This window comes from Segatella copri (assembly GCF_026015465.1).
Classification (GTDB): Bacteria; Bacteroidota; Bacteroidia; order Bacteroidales; family Bacteroidaceae; genus Prevotella; species Prevotella copri_E.
This window is the reverse complement of sequence record NZ_JAPDUQ010000005.1, coordinates 111,148-133,283: the sequence shown is the minus strand read 5'-3', so window position 1 is coordinate 133,283 and position 22,136 is coordinate 111,148. Positions and strand designations below refer to the sequence as shown.

Annotated in this window: 27 protein-coding genes and 2 pseudogenes; 5 read left to right on the top strand and 24 right to left on the bottom strand. The window is 43.3% G+C overall.

The annotated features are described in order from the left end of the window. Positions 1 to 139: 139 nt before the first annotated feature. The 16 genes from ONT08_RS15345 to tnpA form a co-directional block, all read right to left on the bottom strand. Positions 140 to 595, bottom strand: coding sequence for a hypothetical protein (locus ONT08_RS15345; RefSeq protein ID WP_264960378.1), 456 nt, complete (start codon positions 593 to 595; stop codon positions 140 to 142). A gap of 109 nt (positions 596 to 704) precedes the next feature. Continuing rightward, positions 705 to 1,235 carry a hypothetical protein gene (locus tag ONT08_RS15340; RefSeq protein ID WP_264960377.1) on the bottom strand — a complete coding sequence of 177 codons (531 nt, stop codon included), beginning with the start codon at positions 1,233 to 1,235 and terminating at the stop codon, positions 705 to 707. Positions 1,236 to 1,683: 448 nt separating this feature from the next. Then, entirely contained in the window at positions 1,684 to 3,462 is a 1,779-nt protein-coding gene (tnpC, locus tag ONT08_RS15335; RefSeq protein ID WP_264960376.1) for an IS66 family transposase, read from the bottom strand. A gap of 290 nt (positions 3,463 to 3,752) precedes the next feature. After that, positions 3,753 to 4,112 (bottom strand): IS66 family insertion sequence element accessory protein TnpB, encoded by a 360-nt coding sequence (tnpB, locus tag ONT08_RS15330; protein ID WP_119236501.1) that lies wholly within the window; start codon positions 4,110 to 4,112, stop codon positions 3,753 to 3,755. Further along, positions 4,100 to 4,480 carry a hypothetical protein gene (locus ONT08_RS15325; RefSeq protein WP_119236500.1) on the bottom strand — a complete coding sequence of 127 codons (381 nt, stop codon included), beginning with the start codon at positions 4,478 to 4,480 and terminating at the stop codon, positions 4,100 to 4,102. Before ONT08_RS15325 ends, tnpB (ONT08_RS15330) begins: the two co-directional genes overlap by 13 nt. A 76-nt stretch (positions 4,481 to 4,556) precedes the next feature. Then, positions 4,557 to 4,679 carry a hypothetical protein gene (locus ONT08_RS15320; protein ID WP_264960375.1) on the bottom strand — a complete coding sequence of 41 codons (123 nt, stop codon included), beginning with the start codon at positions 4,677 to 4,679 and terminating at the stop codon, positions 4,557 to 4,559. Between the two features lie 62 nt (positions 4,680 to 4,741). Then, a complete protein-coding gene (locus tag ONT08_RS15315) occupies positions 4,742 to 5,866 on the bottom strand; it encodes an ImmA/IrrE family metallo-endopeptidase (RefSeq protein ID WP_264960374.1) in 1,125 nt (374 codons plus the stop codon). Positions 5,867 to 6,197: 331 nt separating this feature from the next. Next, positions 6,198 to 8,135 carry an IS66 family transposase gene (gene tnpC / locus ONT08_RS15310; RefSeq protein WP_264960373.1) on the bottom strand — a complete coding sequence of 646 codons (1,938 nt, stop codon included), beginning with the start codon at positions 8,133 to 8,135 and terminating at the stop codon, positions 6,198 to 6,200. A 34-nt stretch (positions 8,136 to 8,169) separates the two neighbouring features. Beyond that, on the bottom strand, positions 8,170 to 8,505 hold the full coding sequence (locus ONT08_RS15305) for a hypothetical protein (RefSeq protein WP_118155416.1): 336 nt from the start codon (positions 8,503 to 8,505) through the stop codon (positions 8,170 to 8,172). Next, positions 8,502 to 8,834 (bottom strand): IS66 family insertion sequence element accessory protein TnpB, encoded by a 333-nt coding sequence (tnpB, locus tag ONT08_RS15300; RefSeq protein WP_118201877.1) that lies wholly within the window; start codon positions 8,832 to 8,834, stop codon positions 8,502 to 8,504. Before tnpB (ONT08_RS15300) ends, ONT08_RS15305 begins: the two co-directional genes overlap by 4 nt. A gap of 2 nt (positions 8,835 to 8,836) precedes the next feature. Continuing rightward, a complete protein-coding gene (locus ONT08_RS15295; RefSeq protein ID WP_117587496.1) occupies positions 8,837 to 9,181 on the bottom strand; it encodes a hypothetical protein in 345 nt (114 codons plus the stop codon). A gap of 234 nt (positions 9,182 to 9,415) precedes the next feature. Further along, a complete protein-coding gene (locus ONT08_RS15290; protein WP_153073599.1) occupies positions 9,416 to 9,553 on the bottom strand; it encodes a hypothetical protein in 138 nt (45 codons plus the stop codon). A 78-nt stretch (positions 9,554 to 9,631) separates the two neighbouring features. After that, positions 9,632 to 9,763 (bottom strand): hypothetical protein, encoded by a 132-nt coding sequence (locus tag ONT08_RS15285; protein WP_256615098.1) that lies wholly within the window; start codon positions 9,761 to 9,763, stop codon positions 9,632 to 9,634. 379 nt (positions 9,764 to 10,142) lie between these two features. Then, positions 10,143 to 12,173: an IS66 family transposase gene (locus tag ONT08_RS15280; RefSeq protein WP_264960327.1), complete on the bottom strand. Its 2,031-nt coding sequence runs from the start codon at positions 12,171 to 12,173 to the stop codon at positions 10,143 to 10,145. Between the two features lie 102 nt (positions 12,174 to 12,275). Then, the gene (tnpB, locus tag ONT08_RS15275; protein WP_264960326.1) at positions 12,276 to 12,608 is read right to left on the bottom strand and encodes an IS66 family insertion sequence element accessory protein TnpB; all 333 of its coding nucleotides are present in this window, start codon (positions 12,606 to 12,608) and stop codon (positions 12,276 to 12,278) included. Next, positions 12,602 to 12,964: an IS66 family insertion sequence element accessory protein TnpA gene (tnpA, locus tag ONT08_RS15270; RefSeq protein WP_144155227.1), complete on the bottom strand. Its 363-nt coding sequence runs from the start codon at positions 12,962 to 12,964 to the stop codon at positions 12,602 to 12,604. Before tnpA ends, tnpB (ONT08_RS15275) begins: the two co-directional genes overlap by 7 nt. 246 nt (positions 12,965 to 13,210) lie before the next feature. On the opposite strand from tnpA, the gene ONT08_RS15265 reads away from it, so the two are divergent. From ONT08_RS15265 to ONT08_RS15250, 4 genes are all read left to right on the top strand, one after another. Then, on the top strand, positions 13,211 to 15,487 hold the full coding sequence (locus ONT08_RS15265) for a VapE domain-containing protein (RefSeq protein ID WP_264960372.1): 2,277 nt from the start codon (positions 13,211 to 13,213) through the stop codon (positions 15,485 to 15,487). 355 nt (positions 15,488 to 15,842) lie between these two features. After that, positions 15,843 to 16,052: a DUF4248 domain-containing protein gene (locus tag ONT08_RS15260; RefSeq protein WP_117727236.1), complete on the top strand. Its 210-nt coding sequence runs from the start codon at positions 15,843 to 15,845 to the stop codon at positions 16,050 to 16,052. 342 nt (positions 16,053 to 16,394) lie between these two features. After that, positions 16,395 to 16,916: a DNA-binding protein gene (locus ONT08_RS15255; RefSeq protein WP_117587497.1), complete on the top strand. Its 522-nt coding sequence runs from the start codon at positions 16,395 to 16,397 to the stop codon at positions 16,914 to 16,916. 318 nt (positions 16,917 to 17,234) lie between these two features. Then, positions 17,235 to 17,327, top strand: coding sequence for a smalltalk protein (locus ONT08_RS15250; protein ID WP_153073602.1), 93 nt, complete (start codon positions 17,235 to 17,237; stop codon positions 17,325 to 17,327). Positions 17,328 to 17,371: 44 nt separating this feature from the next. On the opposite strand, the gene ONT08_RS15245 is transcribed toward ONT08_RS15250, so the two are convergent. After that, complete coding sequence (locus tag ONT08_RS15245; RefSeq protein ID WP_117587498.1) at positions 17,372 to 17,749, bottom strand: GxxExxY protein; 378 nt, start codon at positions 17,747 to 17,749, stop codon at positions 17,372 to 17,374. A gap of 96 nt (positions 17,750 to 17,845) precedes the next feature. Here ONT08_RS15245 and ONT08_RS15240 point away from each other — a divergent pair, with 96 nt between their 5' ends. After that, the gene (locus tag ONT08_RS15240) at positions 17,846 to 18,280 is read left to right on the top strand and encodes an N-acetylmuramoyl-L-alanine amidase (RefSeq protein WP_006847758.1); all 435 of its coding nucleotides are present in this window, start codon (positions 17,846 to 17,848) and stop codon (positions 18,278 to 18,280) included. A 270-nt stretch (positions 18,281 to 18,550) separates the two neighbouring features. Here the strand turns inward: ONT08_RS15240 and ONT08_RS15235 are convergent, their stop codons facing one another. The 7 genes and pseudogenes from ONT08_RS15235 to ONT08_RS15205 form a co-directional block, all read right to left on the bottom strand. Next, on the bottom strand, positions 18,551 to 19,048 hold the full coding sequence (locus tag ONT08_RS15235; RefSeq protein ID WP_264960371.1) for a hypothetical protein: 498 nt from the start codon (positions 19,046 to 19,048) through the stop codon (positions 18,551 to 18,553). A gap of 194 nt (positions 19,049 to 19,242) precedes the next feature. Beyond that, positions 19,243 to 19,380, bottom strand: a pseudogene (locus tag ONT08_RS15230) (ORF6N domain-containing protein); the annotation flags it as partial. Between the two features lie 45 nt (positions 19,381 to 19,425). Next, positions 19,426 to 19,719 (bottom strand): annotated as a pseudogene (locus ONT08_RS15225) (ORF6N domain-containing protein); the annotation flags it as partial. Positions 19,720 to 19,869: 150 nt separating this feature from the next. Next, a complete protein-coding gene (locus tag ONT08_RS15220; RefSeq protein ID WP_264960370.1) occupies positions 19,870 to 20,409 on the bottom strand; it encodes a hypothetical protein in 540 nt (179 codons plus the stop codon). Positions 20,410 to 20,841: 432 nt separating this feature from the next. Continuing rightward, positions 20,842 to 21,366, bottom strand: a complete 525-nt coding sequence (locus tag ONT08_RS15215; RefSeq protein ID WP_254974609.1) for a hypothetical protein — start codon at positions 21,364 to 21,366, stop codon at positions 20,842 to 20,844. Beyond that, positions 21,366 to 21,569, bottom strand: coding sequence for a hypothetical protein (locus ONT08_RS15210; RefSeq protein ID WP_117587747.1), 204 nt, complete (start codon positions 21,567 to 21,569; stop codon positions 21,366 to 21,368). Before ONT08_RS15210 ends, ONT08_RS15215 begins: the two co-directional genes overlap by 1 nt. Positions 21,570 to 21,892: 323 nt before the next feature. Further along, positions 21,893 to 22,135 (bottom strand): hypothetical protein, encoded by a 243-nt coding sequence (locus ONT08_RS15205; RefSeq protein ID WP_264960369.1) that lies wholly within the window; start codon positions 22,133 to 22,135, stop codon positions 21,893 to 21,895. Position 22,136: the final 1 nt, after the last annotated feature.

The following is a 22,136-nucleotide window of genomic DNA, read 5'->3' as shown; positions in this document are numbered from 1 at the left end:
GTCCCCACTATATTACAAGTAGTTACACCTATCAGTTTTTTGAAAAAAGTTATTCTTGTATCGTTTATAGGGTGAAGGATTGCTAAGCGCACTCCTTCACCTCATCAGTTTTTTCAACATAGTAACATGGAAGCATAGCTTATTTAAGAGAATTACTCTTCAGCTCTTTACTGATTACCTTTCCCATGACCTTCTCTATATCGAAGAAGGTCATGGGGTCGTTGTAATCTATCTCCGAAATGGTGTTGTCCATATCATTAACGGCATAGCCTATCCATTCAATGGACTTTTCAAGGTCTTTCATATTGATTCGGGAATAGGTTTCCTCGAAACGGTCGAGAAAGAAGGATACCACATTGGGATGCTTCTTTAAGTACTGATGAAAGGTCTTGCAGACCTGGGCTTGACCTTTGTAGTTGAGCTTACGAATGTCTTCAAACATCGGCATAGCGCAGGAATAGGACTTTATGGAAGAAACCTTCTTCCCCATCTTCTTGCGAATCTCCTTTGCCTCTGGAATCGTATCATCGTAAATGTCTTGAAACTCTTCTGGGAGCATCGAGAGCATTCGCTCTAAAAATTCTTTATCTGCCATAATAGTGTTATTTTCTAAAATCAACGTATATTAGCGACAGTATGTAAGGAGCTCCTTACATACTGAATTTTCGTACGAAGAATGTACTTCATTTTCTGAAATCCGCTTTCTATTTTGTTTCTTCACCCCAAACGGCTACCAGGCGGTCTTTCCAGAGTTTCAGAGGACAGTTCTTGGAGATCTCGGTATAGAGCTTGAGGCTCTTCTCTGTTAACTTGACAATGCCATCGGATACCGATGGATGATATGGGAGAGCGGCTGGCTTGATTTTGCCATTCCAATCTACCTTTACATCCATGCCCAAGCCCATCGTCTCCTTACCATTCATCGACATGATGCCTGCTTTCTCGAAATCATCGTTGGTCAGGATTTCTACGAATGTAGGACATGGGCGCTTCATGATACCGTCGAAATGGTCGATTTGGGTTATTGAATCCAAATGGAGGAAGTAATCACCCCAATCGGCATAAAGGGTTACTTTGGTATCATCTACAATGTACATGTAAACATGAGTGTAGAAGCTTTTCTTACCAGACTGGTAACGGTAAATAATCTCGATGCTATCTTTATGATAGACGAGAGTCTGGGAGCTACCTAAGAAAAAGGTTGCTCCTGGTTTGATTGATAAAAAGGATTTCATGATTATATACTTTTTTGTTCCTCATTGCAGTATCGCTCTGCACTTGTCGTCACTCAAATGAGGAGGTTATTCTAAAGTTCCACAGATCTCACAGATTTACACAGATTTCTTCGTTGCAAGCAACGGTAGTCACTATGCCTCACAGCAATAGATATTTCTCTGCACGCGAATTACGTATTTTTTTCGGAACACGAATTGCACGAATTACACGAATAAGTTGCTTAGTCTCGAAAGATTGTAAGCGGTCACTTTAGGTACGTTAAGCCCTAAAATGAATGCTTTTTTATTATCTTTTAAAAATAAATCATTTGAATTTATGCCCAGCAGTAACAATAGCCAGCTGCCATCTATGAGCGAGGTAAGCATCCAACCCCTATGACAATACAACTCCATCCCCAGTGTTTACTGGGGATACAGGGTATTTTAAGAAATTGGACTTTTCTGATTTTTAAACAGGTTTAACTAAAAGTGCCTCTGTCATCAAGGCATAATCCCTTCTGCCAGCTACTATCATGTCGAAGAATCTCCTGAAGAAATCCAGTGGAGCCATTGCCATTAGCTTGCAGGTTTCTACGAAACTAAGGTAGGTCGCAGTGACCCTGGCTCCCTGCTCACTACTAAATCCACCGAAGTTCTTTCGGAGATTTGTGAATGGGCGGACTGCGCGTTCACAGCAGTTGTTATCTATCAAGACGCTGCCTATCTTCGTATATGCCATCAGCTCTTCCCAATGCTTGGTCATATATATCAAGGCTTGTTGCAACTTAGCGGAGAGCTTAATCTCGTTTTTCTCAAACTGTTTCAACAGTGCCGTCGCTTGCTGATAGATGTCGTGTAACACTGGTAGGGATTCCTCACCTCGATGCTTGACTATCTCTTTTTCTGTGCGACCCAATACTTGATTCTCAACTTCGACCTTATATAATATACCGATCAAATCTATGAATGCCTGTGCCAAGGTATCCTTGTAGTCACGACTCGCTGAGACAAACAGTCTTCTAACGTGCGACCAGCAACATACATGAGTGCAGTCCTTCAACTTATTGAAGTAAAGGTAAGCCGCATAGGCATCGGTCATCAATGTACCCTTGAAGTCGCCAAGAAACTCTTTGATAACCTCTTGTCGCCTGCTACCATACAAATAATAACAAACCTTCGTGGTCAAATTGACTATGACCCACATATACCGTCGTCTGTAATGAACCTCGCCATTGGCTTCCGTCACCTTGGTGTCAACCCAAGACTCATCACAATAGATTGTGGTACCAGGTTTTAGAAGCCATGTTTTTATTGTTTCCAAGCAATTCTCCAAAAACTCTGCACCATGACGCAACCAATTGAAGATAGACATCTTTGACATCTTCATCTTCTCATTAATCATGCGGTACATCTCACGTCCGCTCGTTATCGCATACTGAAAGCGATTGACAACCAAGTCGGATACCATGGAACTTGTACCACTCGTATGAGGGACGACTGTAGGCATGTCATACTTCGACTCATCGACAAACTTGCAGGAGCGTTGCTCTACATCCTTATCCATAGGGATAAAGAAAGCGAACTCCTTACCCTCCTTATCACGAACCCACACATAGCGGTAACGGTCTTGGCGAATCATGCTGATACGGTCAAACTGGTCCACAGGGCGAGTATAGCGCAAGAAGGTCAAACCCATTGCCTTGACCTTTTCCAAGTCACACTCATGAACCACACAAGTCTCAGCTTGCATGGTGTTATAGTGGTCTGGGCGCTTACTCAAATCTCCCTTGGGATTGGTTGCCTCCGAGGATTCATCAGACTCTTCGTCCGAAGATTCCTCAGACTCCTTAGACTGCTGACACCCATTATTTATATAGTCATCCTCAGCCTCATCCTTGGTTTTACCTTTGTCCCCAGACTTTGCGCCAGACTTCTTCTCGCTGTTCTTGCCATGTATCTTGCGGCGGCGAGCCTGTAGCTCGCCGTTGAGTTTATCCACTTGGGCTTGCAACTCTGCAATTCTCGCATCAGACTTCTGGGCTTTCGCCTCTGCCTCCTTTTGCTTTTCACCCAAGGTAACATTGGCATCCAAAAGCGTCTTGACTGTCTGAATGAGTTCCTTTATCTGGTCTTGATATTGCTTACGTTCCATATCTGTCATGTCAGTATCCACTGGCGATTGGTTCATCGCCAACAGATACTGAGCTTGCATTATCATGCGATCTATGTCTGTATGTATTTCTGCCATAATATGAAACGATTTGCTGATGCAAAAGTACCCATATTATAAGACATAACAAAATTCATAAATCTAATTTAACAATCTGATATTCAGTAATTTAGAGTATTAAACCGCATTTGGCATGATTAGTAATACCACCCTATGTGAGTCTTTTTTAAGTCCTGCACAGGCTGCCACATCAATGCTAAAACGCATCTTGTAATACCTTATAAATAACTGATACACAACAAATTAAATAAAACAAACAGTTAAAATCCCATACACTAAATTTAGTATATTTAACTGTAAGATGTATGTCATGCTACTTCTTGATAACATTTCATTTCTATCGGACCAATCTTCTTGATGACTGGGCACGACAGCATAGCCACAAGATATTTCCACTCCAGCACATATATAGGAGCAACGCCCTCAAACTCCAAGCGAACAAAGCTCATGTTCTTGTCGAACTTCTGAAAATACATTTGGCACTCATTGTGCTCATGTCGGATTATCTTGACTATCTTCTGATTTTTGGACGTAAAGACGTAGGCTGTACCATCATCAGGATCCTCTCCCAGTGAGCGAACAACACCACATAACTTGTCATAACCTCCACGCATATCCTGATAGTTGGGAATATACTTATATTTTACGGCACCATTTAAGCTAAACATAAGGCTTGAAGTTTGGAGATGAAACTTTGAAGACTAGAATAACTCAAATTATGATGCTCTATCTTCATACCATTGCTAAGTCCAATATTGACATACTTGACGACAACCGCATCCTCGACTGGAGATACACTTGCAGTTGATGTAACTTGTTTAGCATTTGCCTGATTCACGTTGGGTGCCTCAGGTGCCCCCTTGACCACACACTCAACAACATTGGGAGACTGGTACTTTTTCTTGTACCACTTCTCAAATACATGGTAAGGTACTCCATTGGACTCAAAAAACTGATTTACCGAGATACCTGCTGGTACAGCTTCAACTGTGTAGCGCTGCCACAAGCTCTCAAGATCTTTGCTACTTACTGCCATATTATTCAAGTTTTAAATGAAACATGGCGCAAAGGTAACACTTATCTGTCAAACCGCCAAAATAGGGGTTGGATGCTTACTGAGCGAGTAAGTCTATCAATTTGCTCTTTACAGAACCCATGAAGTTCTTGCTCTTGTACTCGGTTCGAAACTTACGAACCATTGAGGCATAGTACTTGCCTTCTTCGTTTATATTCATTTTGTCCCAAATTTAAAATTCGGGGCAAAGGTATATATTTTTATTAACGTACGCAAGACGGCCTAAAGTGACTGCTTACCAACAACTTTACGGAAAGTATCACCCTTTAGTCCCGTCAAACGGAATGCATCCATATAGAGCAGCGCATTGTTCTCTACTGCATTGCTTACATGTATCAGGAACAAACGGCTCACTCTCTTGATGGCTGTACGACGGAAATCACCGCCGCTACCTTTTATTTCTTTGCGGACAAGAGGCTCTGCCATCCATTTCTTATATAAAGCAAAGAAATGCTCTTTCGTAATCAAGCCATAATCCTTTGCACATCGAGCTATAACAAAGCGACTCACCTTGAGTTTCTTTGACAAGATCTCATAGTTTTCACCCACCTCTGTCCAGACTTCTTTCAGCAAGTTTTCCGGCACAAGGTATGCAGCAGCCACTGCATCGCAGAATTGTTCCGTAATATCCGTGCTGGAAATGTCGCTATTACCTAATCCGGCACTATATCCTGTCAATATATGCGCAAATTCATGTACCAAAGTAAACATCTGGGCATACTTGGCATCCCTACTATTGACAAAGATAAACGGAGCATAATCATCTACCAAAGCGAAGCCACGACACTCTTCTACAGCTATAGGTCGCTTATTATTAAAACCGACTACGCTATTATAGCTTATGACTACACCCAGGTTTTCTATCGTCTCTGTCAGGAATCTCAAAGCATCATCCACCTTGCTATATTCCATCATCCAGTTGACAGGCAAGCCTAGAATTCGGCGCATAGAAGAACATACCTTATCTATGCCATCTTCCACACGATGAATTCCCACAAAAGGAACTTTGGAAAAATCACGTTGATGAAGATAACCACTCAACCACTCCTGACGTTCCTGCAACTCATTGACCGTATCATAGACATTGATGTCGAGCTTGTCATTGATTCGGCGGAACAAAGGTATAGGCATCGTCTCGACAGGAGGAGTTGGCAAGAACAGATATCCCATTGGCACAAAAAGTTCCTTGGCAAACCGCTCTAACTGCTTAAGAGTCGGTCTATCCAAACCATCCACCCACTCTTTTACCTTAGGATGCTGCTCCAGATACGCACAGCAATCCTTACCTGAGCGTTCTATAGCCCAAGCAAGAATGGATTTATCTATGTTTAACTTAACACGACTCATAACGATAACTTATATCTTTACGCCTGCAAATATACGACTTTCTTTCGAAAACGCCAAGCGATTTTTTGAATATTTTCTTAAGCTCCCACAGATCTCACAGATTAACACGGATTCTTCTTCGTTGCAGGCAACGGGGATTCTCATTTTGCCTCTCTGTAAAAAATCCGAAGGAGTAAAAGATCTGTGAGATCTGTGAGATCTGTGTGGGAAAATTCAACACTCAACATTATGTAAATAACCGTTAGAACGTAACTACTGATTTTCAGCAGTTAGCACATCCAACATTTTTCAAAAAAAGCATATTATTAATTGGTATTGCCAAAGCTACCTATTAGGCAGCCTTAACATTCACCTTTTTGTTCGAGTTATAATTACATGGGATTAGGGACATGAAGTCTTGCTCCCCCTCCATCAGTCGGGTGAGTATATCTTCTATATAATCGCCAAAATTAATGTCATTCAACTTGCAGCTCTCAAAAAGTGAGAACATAAAAGCTATGTTTTCCGCACCTAAATGGCTACCGGTATGCATCCAGTTTCGCCTACCCATAGCCAAGTGGCGGAACATTCGTTCGACCGCATTGTTATGCATCTCGACACGGCCATCCTGCAAGAACACCTTGAAGGCCTTCTCGTCATCAAGTACATAGTTGACTGCTCGCTGAACCATTGCACCATAAGAAGAATCAAGCTTCATCTTCTTCAACAACTTCATCAACTTGCCAACGATCGATGCACTGTACTTAAGTCTAAATCGGCGTCGCTGCTTTGCAGTATGCTTGCGTATCTTCGACTCTCGCTCTATCTGGAAGAGGTAGTTCATCATCAAGATGATTACACGCACACGATGGTCAGAGATATAAGCATCCACGAAGCGATGGCGGGCATGGAACCAGCAAGCTGTACGCACCAGTCCCATTTCCTCCAAATCCTTCTCAATTGTCTCATACAAGACTGCTCTGTCTGCAGTAAACACCCTTATGCAAGAGTCCTTGAAGATGGCATCTTCCTGCACACTGTGACTACGGCTACCCTCCTTATATTCCATCACACAAAGCTTGGCTTCCATGGAGAGGGCAGCATGGATGTACTCCACATTGTACTTAAACTTATCTTCCTTACTCTCACGACTGCGAACCACGATTCTTGACTCGTCATTCTGGGTATAGACACACTGACGGATACGCTCAAGCATCACAGGCCCCAAGCGTTCACGAAGATAAGTCATGATTTGCTGCATCCAACCGTTCAAGGTTGACTGAGCTACCTTCATACCCATCTGTGACAACATATCCAACAAGCGGTTTTCGGAGAGATGATAGGCAAACTTCGACTCCAGATAGAACCTACAGAAGGATGGCATCAAAGGATTACCCTTGATGATACTCTGAGGATACTTGCTGCTCTGAGGATCAGAGCCAGGTACATTAAAGCGCGCTATCTTGTATTCCTTACAATAAACCTCTTGTTTCTGATAGAAGAACAGACGGACTACCCACATGTCCTTCTTACCCTTACGTATGATAACCTTTGCATTCTCAGGAAGATCAGATTTATCTATGCCGAAGGACTTCAAAACTCTAGCTGTTGTAGTATAACGCTTGCGAGGGAGTTGACTATCTGATTTCTGCTTTTCTTTTTCTGTTTTCTTAGGCAGTTTTACAGCTGGTTGCTCTGGGGCTGAAGATGCCTTAGACTCTTCATCCTTATGCTTTTCATCCAACGCCTCGTCAGCAGCATCACTGATTTTCTTTTTCAATCCATCAAGTCCCAACTCATTGACCTCTGCGTCGGATGTATCCAACACACCATTCAAGAGATTGGTCATATCTGAGTTATGAGCAAACTTTCTATGAAGGAGAACCTCGATGATAGTTTTATAATCAACCTGAGCCTTGTCTGCTATATCCAACAAGGCATTTGCCTTTTCATAATCATCTGCCTTGGAATGAAGTCGAGATACCTCTGCTCGTAATTCCGAGTTATCAGATTCCGCTTGGGTCAAAGCCACCTCCAACACATAGATACGAGCATTTGCATCTGATAAATCTTCGCTTAACATAGAGATACGCTCGTTTGCCTTGTCAAGTTCCTCCGACAACTCTGTATTACCTTGCTCAATCTGCTGTTTGAGCAAGCCAACAAGCTGTTTGGACTTGGCAAGGTCATTGCTAGCTTTAGTCAACATTGACTTATACGTAGCAAGCTGCATCTCTATATTACTCTTGTTATTTATCATGTTTACAAAGGTACTAAATTTCTGCGACATATACAACTATTTCTTGTTAAGAAAAGTTATACAACTACTTGTTTTTCAGAAGCTTATAAGATTTCAGAAACAACTTTTCCTCGTATTCCTTGTTTTTCTTTTCCAAAGTTTCTTTTGCTGTCAGAAGAGATTTGCGCTCTCTCAATAGAGCAAGCAGAGCTTCCTGCTTGCCCAAAATATACTCTTGTATCTCTACCATCACATCCATGATTTCAACCTGACGCAGATTCATTCGAGAAATTTCCTCTCGAATCGCCTTTTCATCAGATGAACCTTGCTGTAATGAGACTTGAAGCTCTGCAACACGAGACTGCATACGCTTCAGTTCTGCATGCATGGATGGTATCAAACTCTTAATATCAGTATTCATAATATGATTTCCGTTTGTACGGATGTTGATAGCAACAGTATCAATGTCTCACGGCTTATCTTATGACAGCGAGCTGCCTCCAAGAAACGAGGCTTGAGAAACTTACCATCATCAAACCACTTCTGGTATAAGACAAAACCATTGATATCATAATGTAATATTTTAACCTTGCGGTAATCCTTGGAATAGAAGATGAAGGCTTCATCATAACTATAAGGATCATGCTGCATTTTTTCACGGATGATTCCTGCCAAGCCCTCACGACCATTGCGCATATCAGTTGGCGTGGAACTCAAATAATAAGTTGTTCGAGAAGTGAAGTTCAGCATGGCTATGACATTTTACGCAGCAGTTCTGCAACTGCAAACAGGTTAGTACACTTGATTTCCATCTCATCACCTGTCGGAGACTTCAATATCAGTCTCTCAACTTGCCAACCTGCAGGAGTTTGTTGCTCGGGAACAAAATTCTCCTCAACTGTCAAAGCGATAAACTCACCTTCGCCTAGCTTCTTGTTTTCATCTGGTTGAAGCTTATTTGAACGATATGATTTCTTAAACTCAATGAGCCAGTCATAATCCACTGCCTCATCCTTACAATACTTGCGCAAGCTACGACCTTTACGATTTTGGTTGTAATCCTGCATCACTTTTTCGAAATATTCCCTTGTTTCCATTATCAAACTGTTTTGATTACGGATGCAAAGGTAATATATTATATAGGTACCGCCATACGGGCTAATGGTGATTTACCAACATTATGTTTTAAGTCGCACACGGATCTCACGGATCTCACGGATTCTTCTTCGTTGCAAGCAACGAGGGATTCTCATTTTGTCTCTCAGTAAAAACTCCGAAGGAGTAAAAATCCGTGAGATCAGTGAGATCAGTGTGGGAAAATTCAACATTCCTCACTCTGCTCTCAAGGATTCTATCACAAACCTTTCGAAGCTCGCCTTATAGCCGCCGTCCATCGGGCAGGGATCGTCGGGATAGGACTTGTGATATTCCTCTTCCATGTTGTCAAGATAGTCCATTATCTGCATCACCTGGTCTTTGGTGCAGTGATGCTTCTTCAGCGAAGAACGAAGCAGACAGTAGGACTGGGTATGACTGGCATAACCCTCTTAGACATGCTTGACTGAATTCTCATTCATGTGGCCAGCCACCTTTAAGGTGCGTACCACATTGCTACTGCCGCCGAGAATGGTATCCGTCAAAGCGCGCAGTGCCTTTTTGGTTTTTGTAAATCGTGTCATTTCTTAATATATTTAAAAAATTTGAATATCTTTTGTTAAGCTAATATAAAATCATCGCCTTTTTGTACCTATATATGTAGGTACAGGATTCTTGGCGGTCTCAACCTTTTTTCTTAAATTCGCAGCAGCTTTCAAGAACGAGGGCTGAAGCAATCTTAAGTTACCGATTGGTGAACAGCGGGGTGAACACTTGCCCCAAGCATTCACCTTTTCGGCTCAGGGGTGAACCCTAGTAAAAAGAACTTTGTATATACAGCGCATGCTAGAAATATAAGAGTCTCTATTAGTAAGCGTCCAAAAATGTCACAACGCCCCTATTTGCGGGCTTTTTGCAAAGTCCGCAAATCTCATTTTTAATTTTCTTTCACTAAAAAATTCATTAATCCAAGCAGATTGTCATTGGAAGCAGGTTCTCGTAGTCCGTTCTACCAGATTTCACGGCCTTGAGCAAAGCCTTGAAATATTGCCTGAACGAGACTCCAACTTGCTTGCAAGTCTGGATAAAGGTATTGTACATTGCCGATCTCAATGCACCCTGAACACTACCAAAGAACAACGAGCCCTTGCGCTGTATGGTCTGGGGACGTATCGCTCGTTCTGCTGCCAGGTTATCTATGGAATATTCACCATCATTTCGATAGGCAAAGACTTGCTTCCAAAACTTATGGAGATAGTTAAGTGCTTGCTGCATCAGTTTAGGCAACTTATCCATCTTGTTCGCCATCAAGTCGAACATCTCATTCTGAAGTTCATCTACGATACCTCGAGTATACTCATCATTGCGCATCTCCTTGATTTTTTCGGCATCATAACCTTTTTCTACATACAAGTCCTCACGCTTATAAAGTTTGCGAATCTTACTCATAGGTGAAGAAGCTTCTTTGCAACCCATACGTTCCGCACGTTCTAGCTTGGCACGAACGTGGGCAAGACAACATAGATGCTCTATGTCTATCAAGTCATCGTCGAGATACATGTAGCAGATATAACCATCACTCTGAAGAGACTTCAACTTGGCGTCACCCAAGAAGTCCTTCAAAACAGCACGGTTACGGCCACCACTCTTCTGATTGCCATACTTGTCTACCGTATCCTCATAGAAGAATATCACGATGTTGGCCTTGCGATTTACCAAACACCACATATAGGTCTTACGATGACCGAAGTGGGTCTGGAATCGCTCCCATGTCTCATCTACGTTTACGTTGGAACCAGGAGCCAAGGCTCGGTCCTTCAATGCCGGAAGCACTAGCTTCAATATCTCATAGCCCTTATCCGCATAGTTGGCCAGATTCTGGCGATGAGTCTTCAATCCCATCTCGGACAGTCTGTTTTTCACCTCACGATAAGCAGGACAGGCCATGTCATACATATTCGATGTTTCTTCCGTCAAGAAGTCTGATGTTACATGAGTACCAGGCACAATCTCGTCATAGAGGTAGCCATTCTTATCATTCTCCTGAGGCATAAAATACGTTTCCTTATGACCATCAGGATAAGTCAAGACAACTTCCTCGAACCAATGTTCCTCTACTTTAGTTATTGTATGAAGTACCTTCTTCGGATTCTTCTTGATATGATAAGTTACGCCTTCAGGCAAGTGACTCAAATCGCACTTATGGATAATCGGCGTACCAACTGTATACTTATTATAAGTACGACCCTTACGAGAAGGACCATGATATATTGTCTTAGGAGTTGGTGTTCCCGGAGTTCCTTTACTAGAGTCTCTGTCTTCCGAAGAGTTATTAGGCTCTCCGGATTGAGATTTCTCTGATTTCTCGCCATCAGAGTTTGCCTCTGAGGACACTTCATCCTTACGATTCGCCTCTGGTAAAGATGCATCCGTACCATCGAAATCATCCCTGCCATCATTAGCTCCTACCTCTTCCGCAGAACGACCTGACTGCTGGCTCTTTGTTCCACTGTAAAGATCAGAACGAAGGAGAGCGATGTCATTCTCCAAGTCCTTACGCTCCTTGGCATCCTTCTCTCGTTCAGCTTCCAACTGACGATTCTTCTCTTTGGCATCTGCCAACAGGGTCTCAGCAGTTTTCAGCTTTCTCTTTGTATCAGTAAGCTCTTGCCTGGTTTCTTGTAATTGCTGAAGCACAACATCCAACTTTTGAGAATGGCTGGCACTTACCGCCTTGTTTTCATCATTGTATGTTTGCTGTTGAAGACGAGACAATCGAACCTCATCCGTCAACTCTTTAATATTGGCAGTAAGGCGGCTTATCTCTTCATCCTTGGACTGAATCTGCGAATACAAGAATTTACAAAAGTTATGTAGTTCTTCTCCTGTCATACCTTGGGACGGGTCATAGTCAGCAGAAGTCCAAGACTCCTGCTGAATTTGATTGAGACAGTTTTGTGCCTCTATATCTATGCCTAATTCGTCTAATTCCATAACCTTTGTATTTCAGTACAAAGATACAAAAAATATTTGAATTATGCAAATTTATAAAACACATAACCATCTGATTATTAGTTAATTATACTTAAATACGAATTACACTCTAATCTGCTTTATAACAGGCGATTCCAATACTATCATCACGGTTTTCCAATCCATCTTATAGGTAGGAACTCCTTCTCGAAGTACAACTTTCTTAAATCGATATTCATTGCTGAAAGTACGTTCGTGAAGGGCATAGACATGATGCTTATATTGAAACAACCTTATCGTTCGTCGATCACGAGACATATAGATATAGATGTCACCATTGAGAGGGTCACGATGATATATATTACGTATGATCTCAGAGAGACGAGGCCCCTTGTACCTCATATCATGAAGCATGGGTAAGTAGTAGAAGTTGTCAAGACCTGAGAGCCTTAGCATAATCCCTCCAATCTAGACACTAAGTCCTTCATGCCGGCATAGTCAAGCCCACCCTTCTTGACAAACAAACCATCCGTCGTTTGGATGGTAATGAGTATGCCACCCTTCGACTTCTTTGCTTTTGGCTTGGATGCTGGCTGAGGTGGGACTTCAACATCATCTGTCTCTTCATCTGTAGGTGCTCCCTCTATTTCAACAGGGATAACAGTATCCTTGGCATGCTTCTTGAACCACGCATAGAATTGCTTGTATGGAACACCTTGGTTAATACAAAAGGAATTAATTGAAATTCCATGTGGCTCCCCTTCCGTCTTGTAGCGGAACCAGAATGTCTGAAAGTCTTTGTCGCTGTACATTATACTTACGTTTAAAATTACTGGCGACAAAGTTACATCATCTTTCTCAAATCACCAAATCCGTTTTTGGACGCTTACTCTCTATTATAATGGGTTATATAGTGTTTTTAACACATTATTAACGCTAAAGGTTGGCATCAGGGTTCACCCTTCACCGACTTCATCGCCAAGTGTTCACCCACACTCTTACTTAGAGAACGTTGGAAACGACTGAATAGTATATAACAACAACAATTTTAAAACGATATGGAAAAAGAATCAAACACCAACTGTATGTATGAGGCAGCTACGATGCCATCGTACTTCCCTTGTATCAAATCTTCGGAGAGCCATCCACTCGCCGACTGGTTGTATCTCAAGAGCGTGATTACCTCTAGCCCTGAGTTACGAATGATGACTGAGACTTACCGCAAGCGCCTCGCCATCAGCAAGCAGTTTGCCGACCAGTACAAGCCTGAGATGCCTGCCATCACGGTTTCGGCACTCATGAACGGCTACGGCAGACAACTTGCCGACTTCCTCAAACCTACCTACATGTTACAGCTCGACTTCGACCATGTGAAGAAGGAGGATATGGAGCAGCTTATCCAACTGGTGAGAGGCGACAGTCATACGATGGTAGAGTATATCACCGTAAGCGGCAGGGGATTCAGAGTATTCTGTGCCTACCGTCCTGTGGATGACGACGACATCAGCGTGCTCGAACTCTTCGATGCCGTGCTGCAGAAGGCGATGGCTTACTACACCCAGCTCCTGGGTATCGCTCCCGACAAGCAGTGTGTAGACATCACCCGATGCGCCGGTCTTGCCTACGACCCGGATGCCTATTTCCGTTGGGATGCTGAGCCTTTTGCCTTGGGACCGAAGGACCTGAACCCCCTCTACACGAAGAAGGCACTGCAGGCGAAGTATTCTGCCAGGCGAAACGCCAAGGGAGGAAAGCGAAGCAGCAAGGTGAAAGAGGAGGCAAAGTCAAGCGACAAGGGTGCGCCTACCATCGAAGAGGCGGCTTCCCATATCAAGGAACTGCTCGACCTGTGGGGCTATCGGTTCGAGCCTGAGCATCACAACGAGTACGTATGGCACTTTGCCGACATCTGCATCTACTATGGCATCCCGCAGGAAGAAGTTCTTACCTACGCCGACCGTGAGTTTGGCACCAGCTACGAAGATACGGCTTCTGTCATCAAGTCTCGCTACAAGCATCTGAACAAGTTTGGTATCTGGCATTTCTATCGCCATGGCGAGGGGCGCAGCGCCAAGCCATCGGTAAGGGGCATCAAGCAGTGGCTACTCACCCACTATCTGTTCCGCCGAAACGTGCTGACGGGATTTTACGAGGTGGAGAGCCGCTTCGTTTTAGACGGCAAGTATCCTGACTGGGTACGCATCGACGACAATATCGAGAACTCCATCTGGAGCGAAATGGACGAGTCGGGACTGCATCTCTCAGAGAAGACCTTGCACAACATCATCAACAGCGACTTCAGCGAGCCCTTCGACCCCTTGGACGATTACCTGCGCAGTCTGTCGAAATGGAAGAAGGGAGAGGATCCCGACTACATCGACCAGCTTGCCGACCGCATCGAGGTAGAGAACCTGCCCGACAACGAGCATACGCAGAGCCTCTTCCGCTATTTCTTCAAGAAGTGGCTGGTAGCGATGGTGGTGGCGTGGGTAACGCTGAAGGTGGTGAACCAGATGATACTCATCTTCGTGGGCAAGGGCGGCATCTTCAAGACCACTTTCTTCCATATGCTGTTGCCCCCACAGTTGCGCCAGTACTTCCTCAACGACTCGACGGGCGCCTATACCGACAAGGACTTCATGGAGGCTTTCAGCAGCAAGGCTCTGCTCTGTCTCGACGAGTTTGAGATGGTATTCGGCAAGAACCTGAGCGCCTTCAAGAGCAACATGACCAAGGTGACATTCTCCATACGCCGACCTTACGACAAGTACCGTTCGGAGATGCCCCACCGTGGATCGCTCTGCGGCACCACCAACAACCAGCAGTTCATCACCGACGAGGAGAACCGCCGCTACTGTCCGTGGCTGGTAAAGAGCATCGAGAGTCCGATAGAGCACCCGATAGACTACGACCACGTGTTTGCCGAGGCAGTGGCACTGGGCCAGGAGGTGATGAGCCATCCTAAGGGCGAGCCCCTGGAGTGGACATACTGGTTGACGAGGGATGACATCGAACTGATGCGCAGTCACAACCGCCTCTTCATGGTTGCCAACTATGCCGAGGAGCAGATACTCCGTTACTACCGGGTGCCGGAGCCAGATACGCCGATACAGTTTATCAAGTTCCGCTACAGTGCTGAGATACTGGAGAGGATAGGTGTGAACCCTGCCCTTCGCCAGAACCTGAACAACCAGAACATCGGTAACGTGATGAAGCGTCTTGGATTCAAGAAGATTCACAAGAAGAACGGCAACGGCTGGGCTGTGATAGAGAAGGAAGGTAGCGAAATCAACAACGATGCCTTCATCGATCCTAACGATACCGTGGAGGATTAAGTATCTTGGTTACGACCGCTAAGTATCATATTTACGATGGCTAAGTATCATACTTACGGGTGGTATCTTAGTCTCCCACAGATCTCACAGATTTACACAGATACTCTCGTTGCAAGCAACGGTCTTATACACATCAACTCTCACAGTAAAGCAGATCTGTGATAATCTGTGTAATCTGTGGGAAAAATTCAACATTCAATATTATTTTTTAGTCTCCCACAGATCTCACAGATTTACACAGATAATCTTGTTGCAAGCAACAGGTACTCACTATGCCTCATAGCAAATAACTCCGAAGGAGTCGAAATCTGTGAAAATCTGTGAGATCTGTGGGAAAATTCAATATTATAAGAAAATGGATTTACGAAGTTACACCAAGCAGGAGTTAGCCCTGCTCTATTTTCCGGATTCCGACCCGGACGTGGCAAGAGCCCATCTGATGAGATGGATAGTAAGATGCACCCAGCTCTACGAGCAGTTGCAGAAGAGTGGATACAACAAGAGCTGCAAGGAGTTCAATCCCCTGCAAGTATCCTATATTTTCTTCCATTTGGGAGAACCCTGATATTTATCAGTGATAATCGGTGAGTATCGGTGAGCAACAGTGAGCATCGGTGAGTTGGGAAAATGAAATGTTGTATCTTTGCAATGTGATTCAGAAAGAGTCTCCCACAGATCTCACAGATTTGCACAGATTCTCTTCGTTGCAAGCAACGGTACTCACTAAGGCTCACAGCAAAGACTCCGCGAGGAGTCAAAAATCTGTGAAAATCTGTGTAATCTGTGGGAAAACAAAACCTCCACGAGGAGAAAAATTCGTGAGATTCGAGAGATTCGTGTTCAAAAATCAGGCACTGCGCAGCGCCCACTCAACATTAACCATTAACCATTTAAACACTTAAAACTTATGTTGCTTTACGTACTAAAACTAAATCAGAACGCCAAGATGCCAGAGGCATACGGCAAGTATTACGCCTATCCAGTCATCACTCAGACGGTAGACATCGACGGCCTGGCCGAACACATGGCTAGCCACAACACTCCTTTCTCTAAGGGAGCCATCAAGGGCATGATTACCGATATGGTATCGTGCATCAAGGAACTCACCTTGCAAGGTTTCGCTGTGAAGATTGACGACCTCGCCATCTTCTCCATCGGCATCCGCAACAAGGAGGGAGCCGCCTCAGAGAAGGAGTTCACCATCGCCAAGAACATCGAAGGTTTCCGTCTCCGTGCTCGTGGCACCGGTGAGTTCAGCGCCAAGACCATCAACCTCGAAGCTACGCTGAAGAAGGCCTCTGCTCTGTTAGGTGATGGCACCACCCCGGATACCACCCCGGATACCGGAAAGGATACCCCTGGTGGTGAAAACACCGACCAGGGCGGTAGCGGAACCACTGGAGAAGGAGGAGGCGACGGCTTAGAGTAGTCCTACCCGCCTCGCATCTGAAACAAGAGAAAGCGCATCGGCAGGATGCAGTCCGGAGTAATCCGAGGGCCCCATCAGGAATGAGTTCATCACTCACCATTCAACATTGTCAAATCATCGCCCTGAACGGATACTTGCTCATCCTGCCCGCTTCCTTCTTGGTCTCCCACAGATCTCACAGATTTACACAGATAATTCTTTGTTGCAAGCAACGGTCTTATACTCATCAGGTCTCACTGCAAAAAACTCCGAAGGAGTCTATAATCTGTGAAAATCTGTGTAATCTGTGGGAAAATTAAACATTAATCACTAACAACAATGAAAAAGGAAACAATCCAGAAAGTCATCAACTTCGTCATCACCGTCCTCACTGCCGTCCTCAGCTCCTTCTGTGTGCAGAGCTGCAAGTGATATTTTAGTTCTCCCACAGATCTCACAGATTTACACAGATGCGGCTAATAGCCATTAACCTTACGGAATATTTGGCTAGCTATATCGTCTGTATTAAAATTGACAAGAATACCAGTATGTTTCTTGGCTATACGCAGATAAGTCATAAGTTGCTTATGATGTACAGGCTTTAATTCCTCAACAGATTTCAACTCAATGATGACAGAACGTTCTACAATAATGTCGAGCCTATAATCCACTGGCAAGACAACACCATCATATACGACATCTAACTTGACTTGGTTTTCTACAGTTAAGCCCTCTTTTCGCAACTGATAGCAAAGAGCAGCCTCATAGACCGACTCTAAGAGGCCTGGTCCCAAGGAATTATAAACCTTATAAATGGCACCTCTAATCTTATATGTAATATCATAATCTGTCATAAGCCATAACAAAAAGACCGAACTGGTCTAAAATCTGTGAATATCTGTGTAATCTGTGGGAGACAATCATTAACCCTTTAAAATCCATAGAATCCAATGAAGAATCAAAGAAAAATCGATTTGATCGTGGTACATTGCAGTGCCACACGTATTAACCAGGACTTCCCAGTAGAAGCCTTAGAAGCCTGCCACAAGGCCCGTGGTTTCCACTCCATCGGTTACCACTATTACATTACGAAGGATGGCGTGGTCTATCCCTGCCGTCCAGAAAGCGAGGAGGGCGCTCACGCCCGCCACTACAATGCCCATAGCATCGGTATCTGCTACGAGGGTGGTCTCGACGAGAAAGGCAAGCCTGCCGATACTCGCACTCCTGCCCAGAAAGCATCTTTGGAAGACCTCCTCTACAGTCTCGTCCTCGACTATCCCGATGCCGAGATCCTAGGTCATCGCGACCTCCCCTGGGTTCGCAAGAGCTGTCCTTGCTTCGATGTCAAGGAATGGCTGAAGGAAATCGACTTCCATCTCTAGAAAGCCCGGACAGTTCCCGGATATTCGTGCTATTCGAGTTATTCGTGTTCAAAATCATCCCAGCTTGTAGCAATACAGGTTGGGATTTTTATTATCCGTGAGATCAGTGGTAAATTACCGTTAGAACGTAACTACTGATTTTCAACAGTTAGCACATCCAACATTTGTAAGCATCCAACCCCTATGACAATACAACTCCATCCCCAGTGTTTACTGGGGATACAGAGTATTATAAGAAATTAGACTTTTTGATATAAAACTGATAAGCTATTAAAGCTCATTGCCCCCTAAGAATTGACCTAAGGCGGACATCATGCGGAGTTGCTTGGCAGATGGGGCTTTAATGCCTTTGTTTGCCATATCCAAATAGAAGTTGAGACTGGTGGTTAAGGCTTTGGTTAACTCTGACGGCATCAGCATGTGCCATTCCTGGTTCTCCTTATCCTCGTAGGTGGCTACCAAGTATAGCTTCTGAAGCTTGTACTGAGTCTTGCGCATCTTGCGCACCACGTAGGTGCTGGCATCGCCTTTTACAAACTCATCTACTATCTGGAGTTCCTGCTTATTCAAACGGCTCAAGATCTCTATTGGATTATCCAACATCTCCTGAGCTATTCGCCTAGCAGTCTCATCTTTTTTCATGTTGGGACTTACGTATAAGTCGAGTTTGTCACATGCTTTCAGCATATTGACTTTCGTTGTGCTATTGAGTAGCTGAACCAAGCGGATGCTATCAACTGTGAAGTTCTTATTTGGAATTACAATCATAACATTATAATGTTTCTTGTCCCCATACAGCATCATCTTTATGATAGACGAGGGTGCGGGAGCTACCTAAAAAGAAGGTTGCTCCTGGCTTTGTTGAGAAATAAGATTTCATGATTTTATATTTTTGTTCCTCATTGCAGTATCGCTCTGCACTTGTCGTCGCTCGAATGAGGATGTTTTTAACATTCTGCCTTTTACAGGCGCGAAATAAAATCATCTGCTGTATGTTCTGTTACAATATCGACAGAAAACCAACGCTTTCCTAAATCTTTTAGAGATGCACCAAAATGATAAACGATATCGTCTATAATAAGCCAACGATCATGTGAACGCTCAAAGGTATGCAAATCGACTTTTCACATAACAATCTAAAATTGGCTTACACCTTGTTCAGTAAAAGCAAAAGGAGGACGTCTGACTCCCATCTTTATAGCCTGAATTTCATCTTCACTCATATAATTGGAGGTCACAAATTGTGACTTCCAATTATTCCATTCCTCTTCTGTCAAACGAAACATATAATAATCAGGAAAGCGCTTCATGTTACGCTTTACTGCCTGATTAAGAACTTTTGTCTCAACTTGGTAGAGCTGGGCGAGGTCACGATCAAGCATCACCTGCACGCCACGAATAGAATATATTCTCCTTTGAATTTCATTTTGAGAAGGCAAGAGTACTGATTGCCCTGACAATATTGTTAAGTTGTTATTATCTTTAGACATATGCTATTATTCTACTTTATTTTTATAGAAAGCAAAGATACAACTTTATTTCGGAACAACCAAGAGATTTTCAAAAAATCTTGCGTAGAAGAAAGAAATCTACATTGAACCCATCCAAGACTGTTGTTCTGCAACTACTAATTTATTTAAGGTCGGAAGCATCTGCTCTATCTTGCGACACTTCACCTTATTGTAATAGAAGTCGATGTCATCTAGCAACTCATTGGCTTTCTCTTCTTTCATGTCCCCACCATAACCACCTGCTACTACACAGATAGCACCAAGACGGCGTGCGTCCTTGTCTATGCTGAAATTATAGACACCTCTTAGTATCATGGGAAGAGTATTATAGATGACATTGCAATAGTGCAAGAGGTCTTTGAAATCTGACGATTCCGTAAGCCAGGCTTCGAGCATCTCTTCCTGATATTGGCGGAGAAGCAAGAAGTACTTTTCCTTGCCTACCTTACCTTTTATGTTTTGGGTCATCACCCAGAACAGGGCATGGGAGAGGACGATTTTATCTTCAGAAGGGTGATAATAGAAGAGGTCGTCTTTGGGGCTATTACTCTTAGCCCATTGTTCTTCTAACTTACCGAGCATTTCCTTTCGGAAGGAATTTCTATCTTCTTTGTTCATTGTATTATATTGATGTTTTATTTTTCCCATTACAGTATCGCTCTGCCCTTGTCGCCACTCGAATGAGGAGTTTATTCTTTTTAAGTCCCACAGATTGCACAGATCTCACGGATTCTAATTGTCGCATTCCTCTAAGAATCGCTTTATCATCGAAGGGCTCACACGGATCTCACGGATCTTCTTCGTTGCAAGCAACGATTCGGATGTAACCGCCCTCCGGTGCTCAGAACCGCTACGCTCTAAGGTTGGCGGGGCATCAAAGCCCTCGCCATGGTTGTGCGGGATGGGACCGCTGGGCTGTTATGGGGATCAGCTTGCAATTATATTGCTGAAAGTGAGTGCATGGAGGGGGCTTGCAGGTTAAGCCCGCCAGAATTGTTCCTCATTGCAGTATCGTTCTGCACTTGTCGTCGCTCGAATGAGGATGTTATCTTATAAATATTGTTGCACAATATTTGCTAGTTCATCAGCATAAGAGGATGTATCTGATACATATTCCTTATTTACAAGAATATAAAGTGATAAATCATTTCTTCTAAAATGCTCGAACTTGTCATCAGAAACCGTTGAAAGCACGAAACGACGATAAAGACGGAAACGACGGGATACCATTCCATCCTGATCTTTTTCGTCTTCTGCTCCAATAAAAAAGAAAGAAGCCTTTTCGTCTCGCTTCATTACATCTAACATTATGTGAAACATTGTATAGAGTATCGTTCTAACCTCGAAAGTATTGGAACGAAGACTAAACTTATTTTTACTGTTGATGTTTGCCTTATCGAAGAACTTCACACAATAAGCGTGTTTCTTATAACATTCAACTCTTACGATATAGGCATGATGGGATTTGTCTGACTTAAACCGATATTGCAAGGTCTGAATCAGATACTCATCACTCTCACTTTTATCTATCATTTGAAAGATAAAAGGATAACCATCAGACATCAACCGTTCCATTAGATTAACTTTTTGTAAACAGGTATTGCAACCTTATCCATTTCTTCTTTCGAAACCTTAACAACTCCAGGAGTTGCATCGAAATAATCTACAGGATAACGATACTTGCCATTTGGCATCAAAACCTTAGTTACACGGCGAAAGAGAGAGATTCCCTCTTCTGTAACTATCTTTGTTACCGTCTTATCTATGATTTTTCCCATAATTTTTTATTTTTTATTTTAATATCGCCTGCAAATATAAGGGTTTTCCGTGAAACTACCAAATTTTTGGGGTGTTTTTTCAACTCCGCCCAATTACTTATAGAGATCTACGGTGATATCGAATGGTGAATCGAAATCGTTCAGCATCTCGGTCTTCTTTGTAGCATCCAACCCCTATGGCAATACAACTCCACCCCCAGTGTTTACTGGGGATACAGGGTATTTTAAGAAATTGGACTTTTCTGATTTTTAAACAGGTTTAACTAAAAGTGCCTCTGTCTCAAACCGCCAAAATAGGGGTTGCTTACATATGTAATTTGATTTCAGAGTTCAACATTCTCACCAACAGTCAGGGTCATCTTACTGGCGTTCATGCTCTCCATCATCCGAATATGGAAATTGATCCAATCACGATATTCATCAAGGGCGGGGTCGTTGATGTCAGTATAGCCATGAAGACCGCCACAACCTGTCTTATCATTGATTTTCACAATATCTGCCACATACTTAGAATCTTTGAATTTGGATTCAATTTTTCTAAGAATTACCAGTTTCAGTTTCTGCATA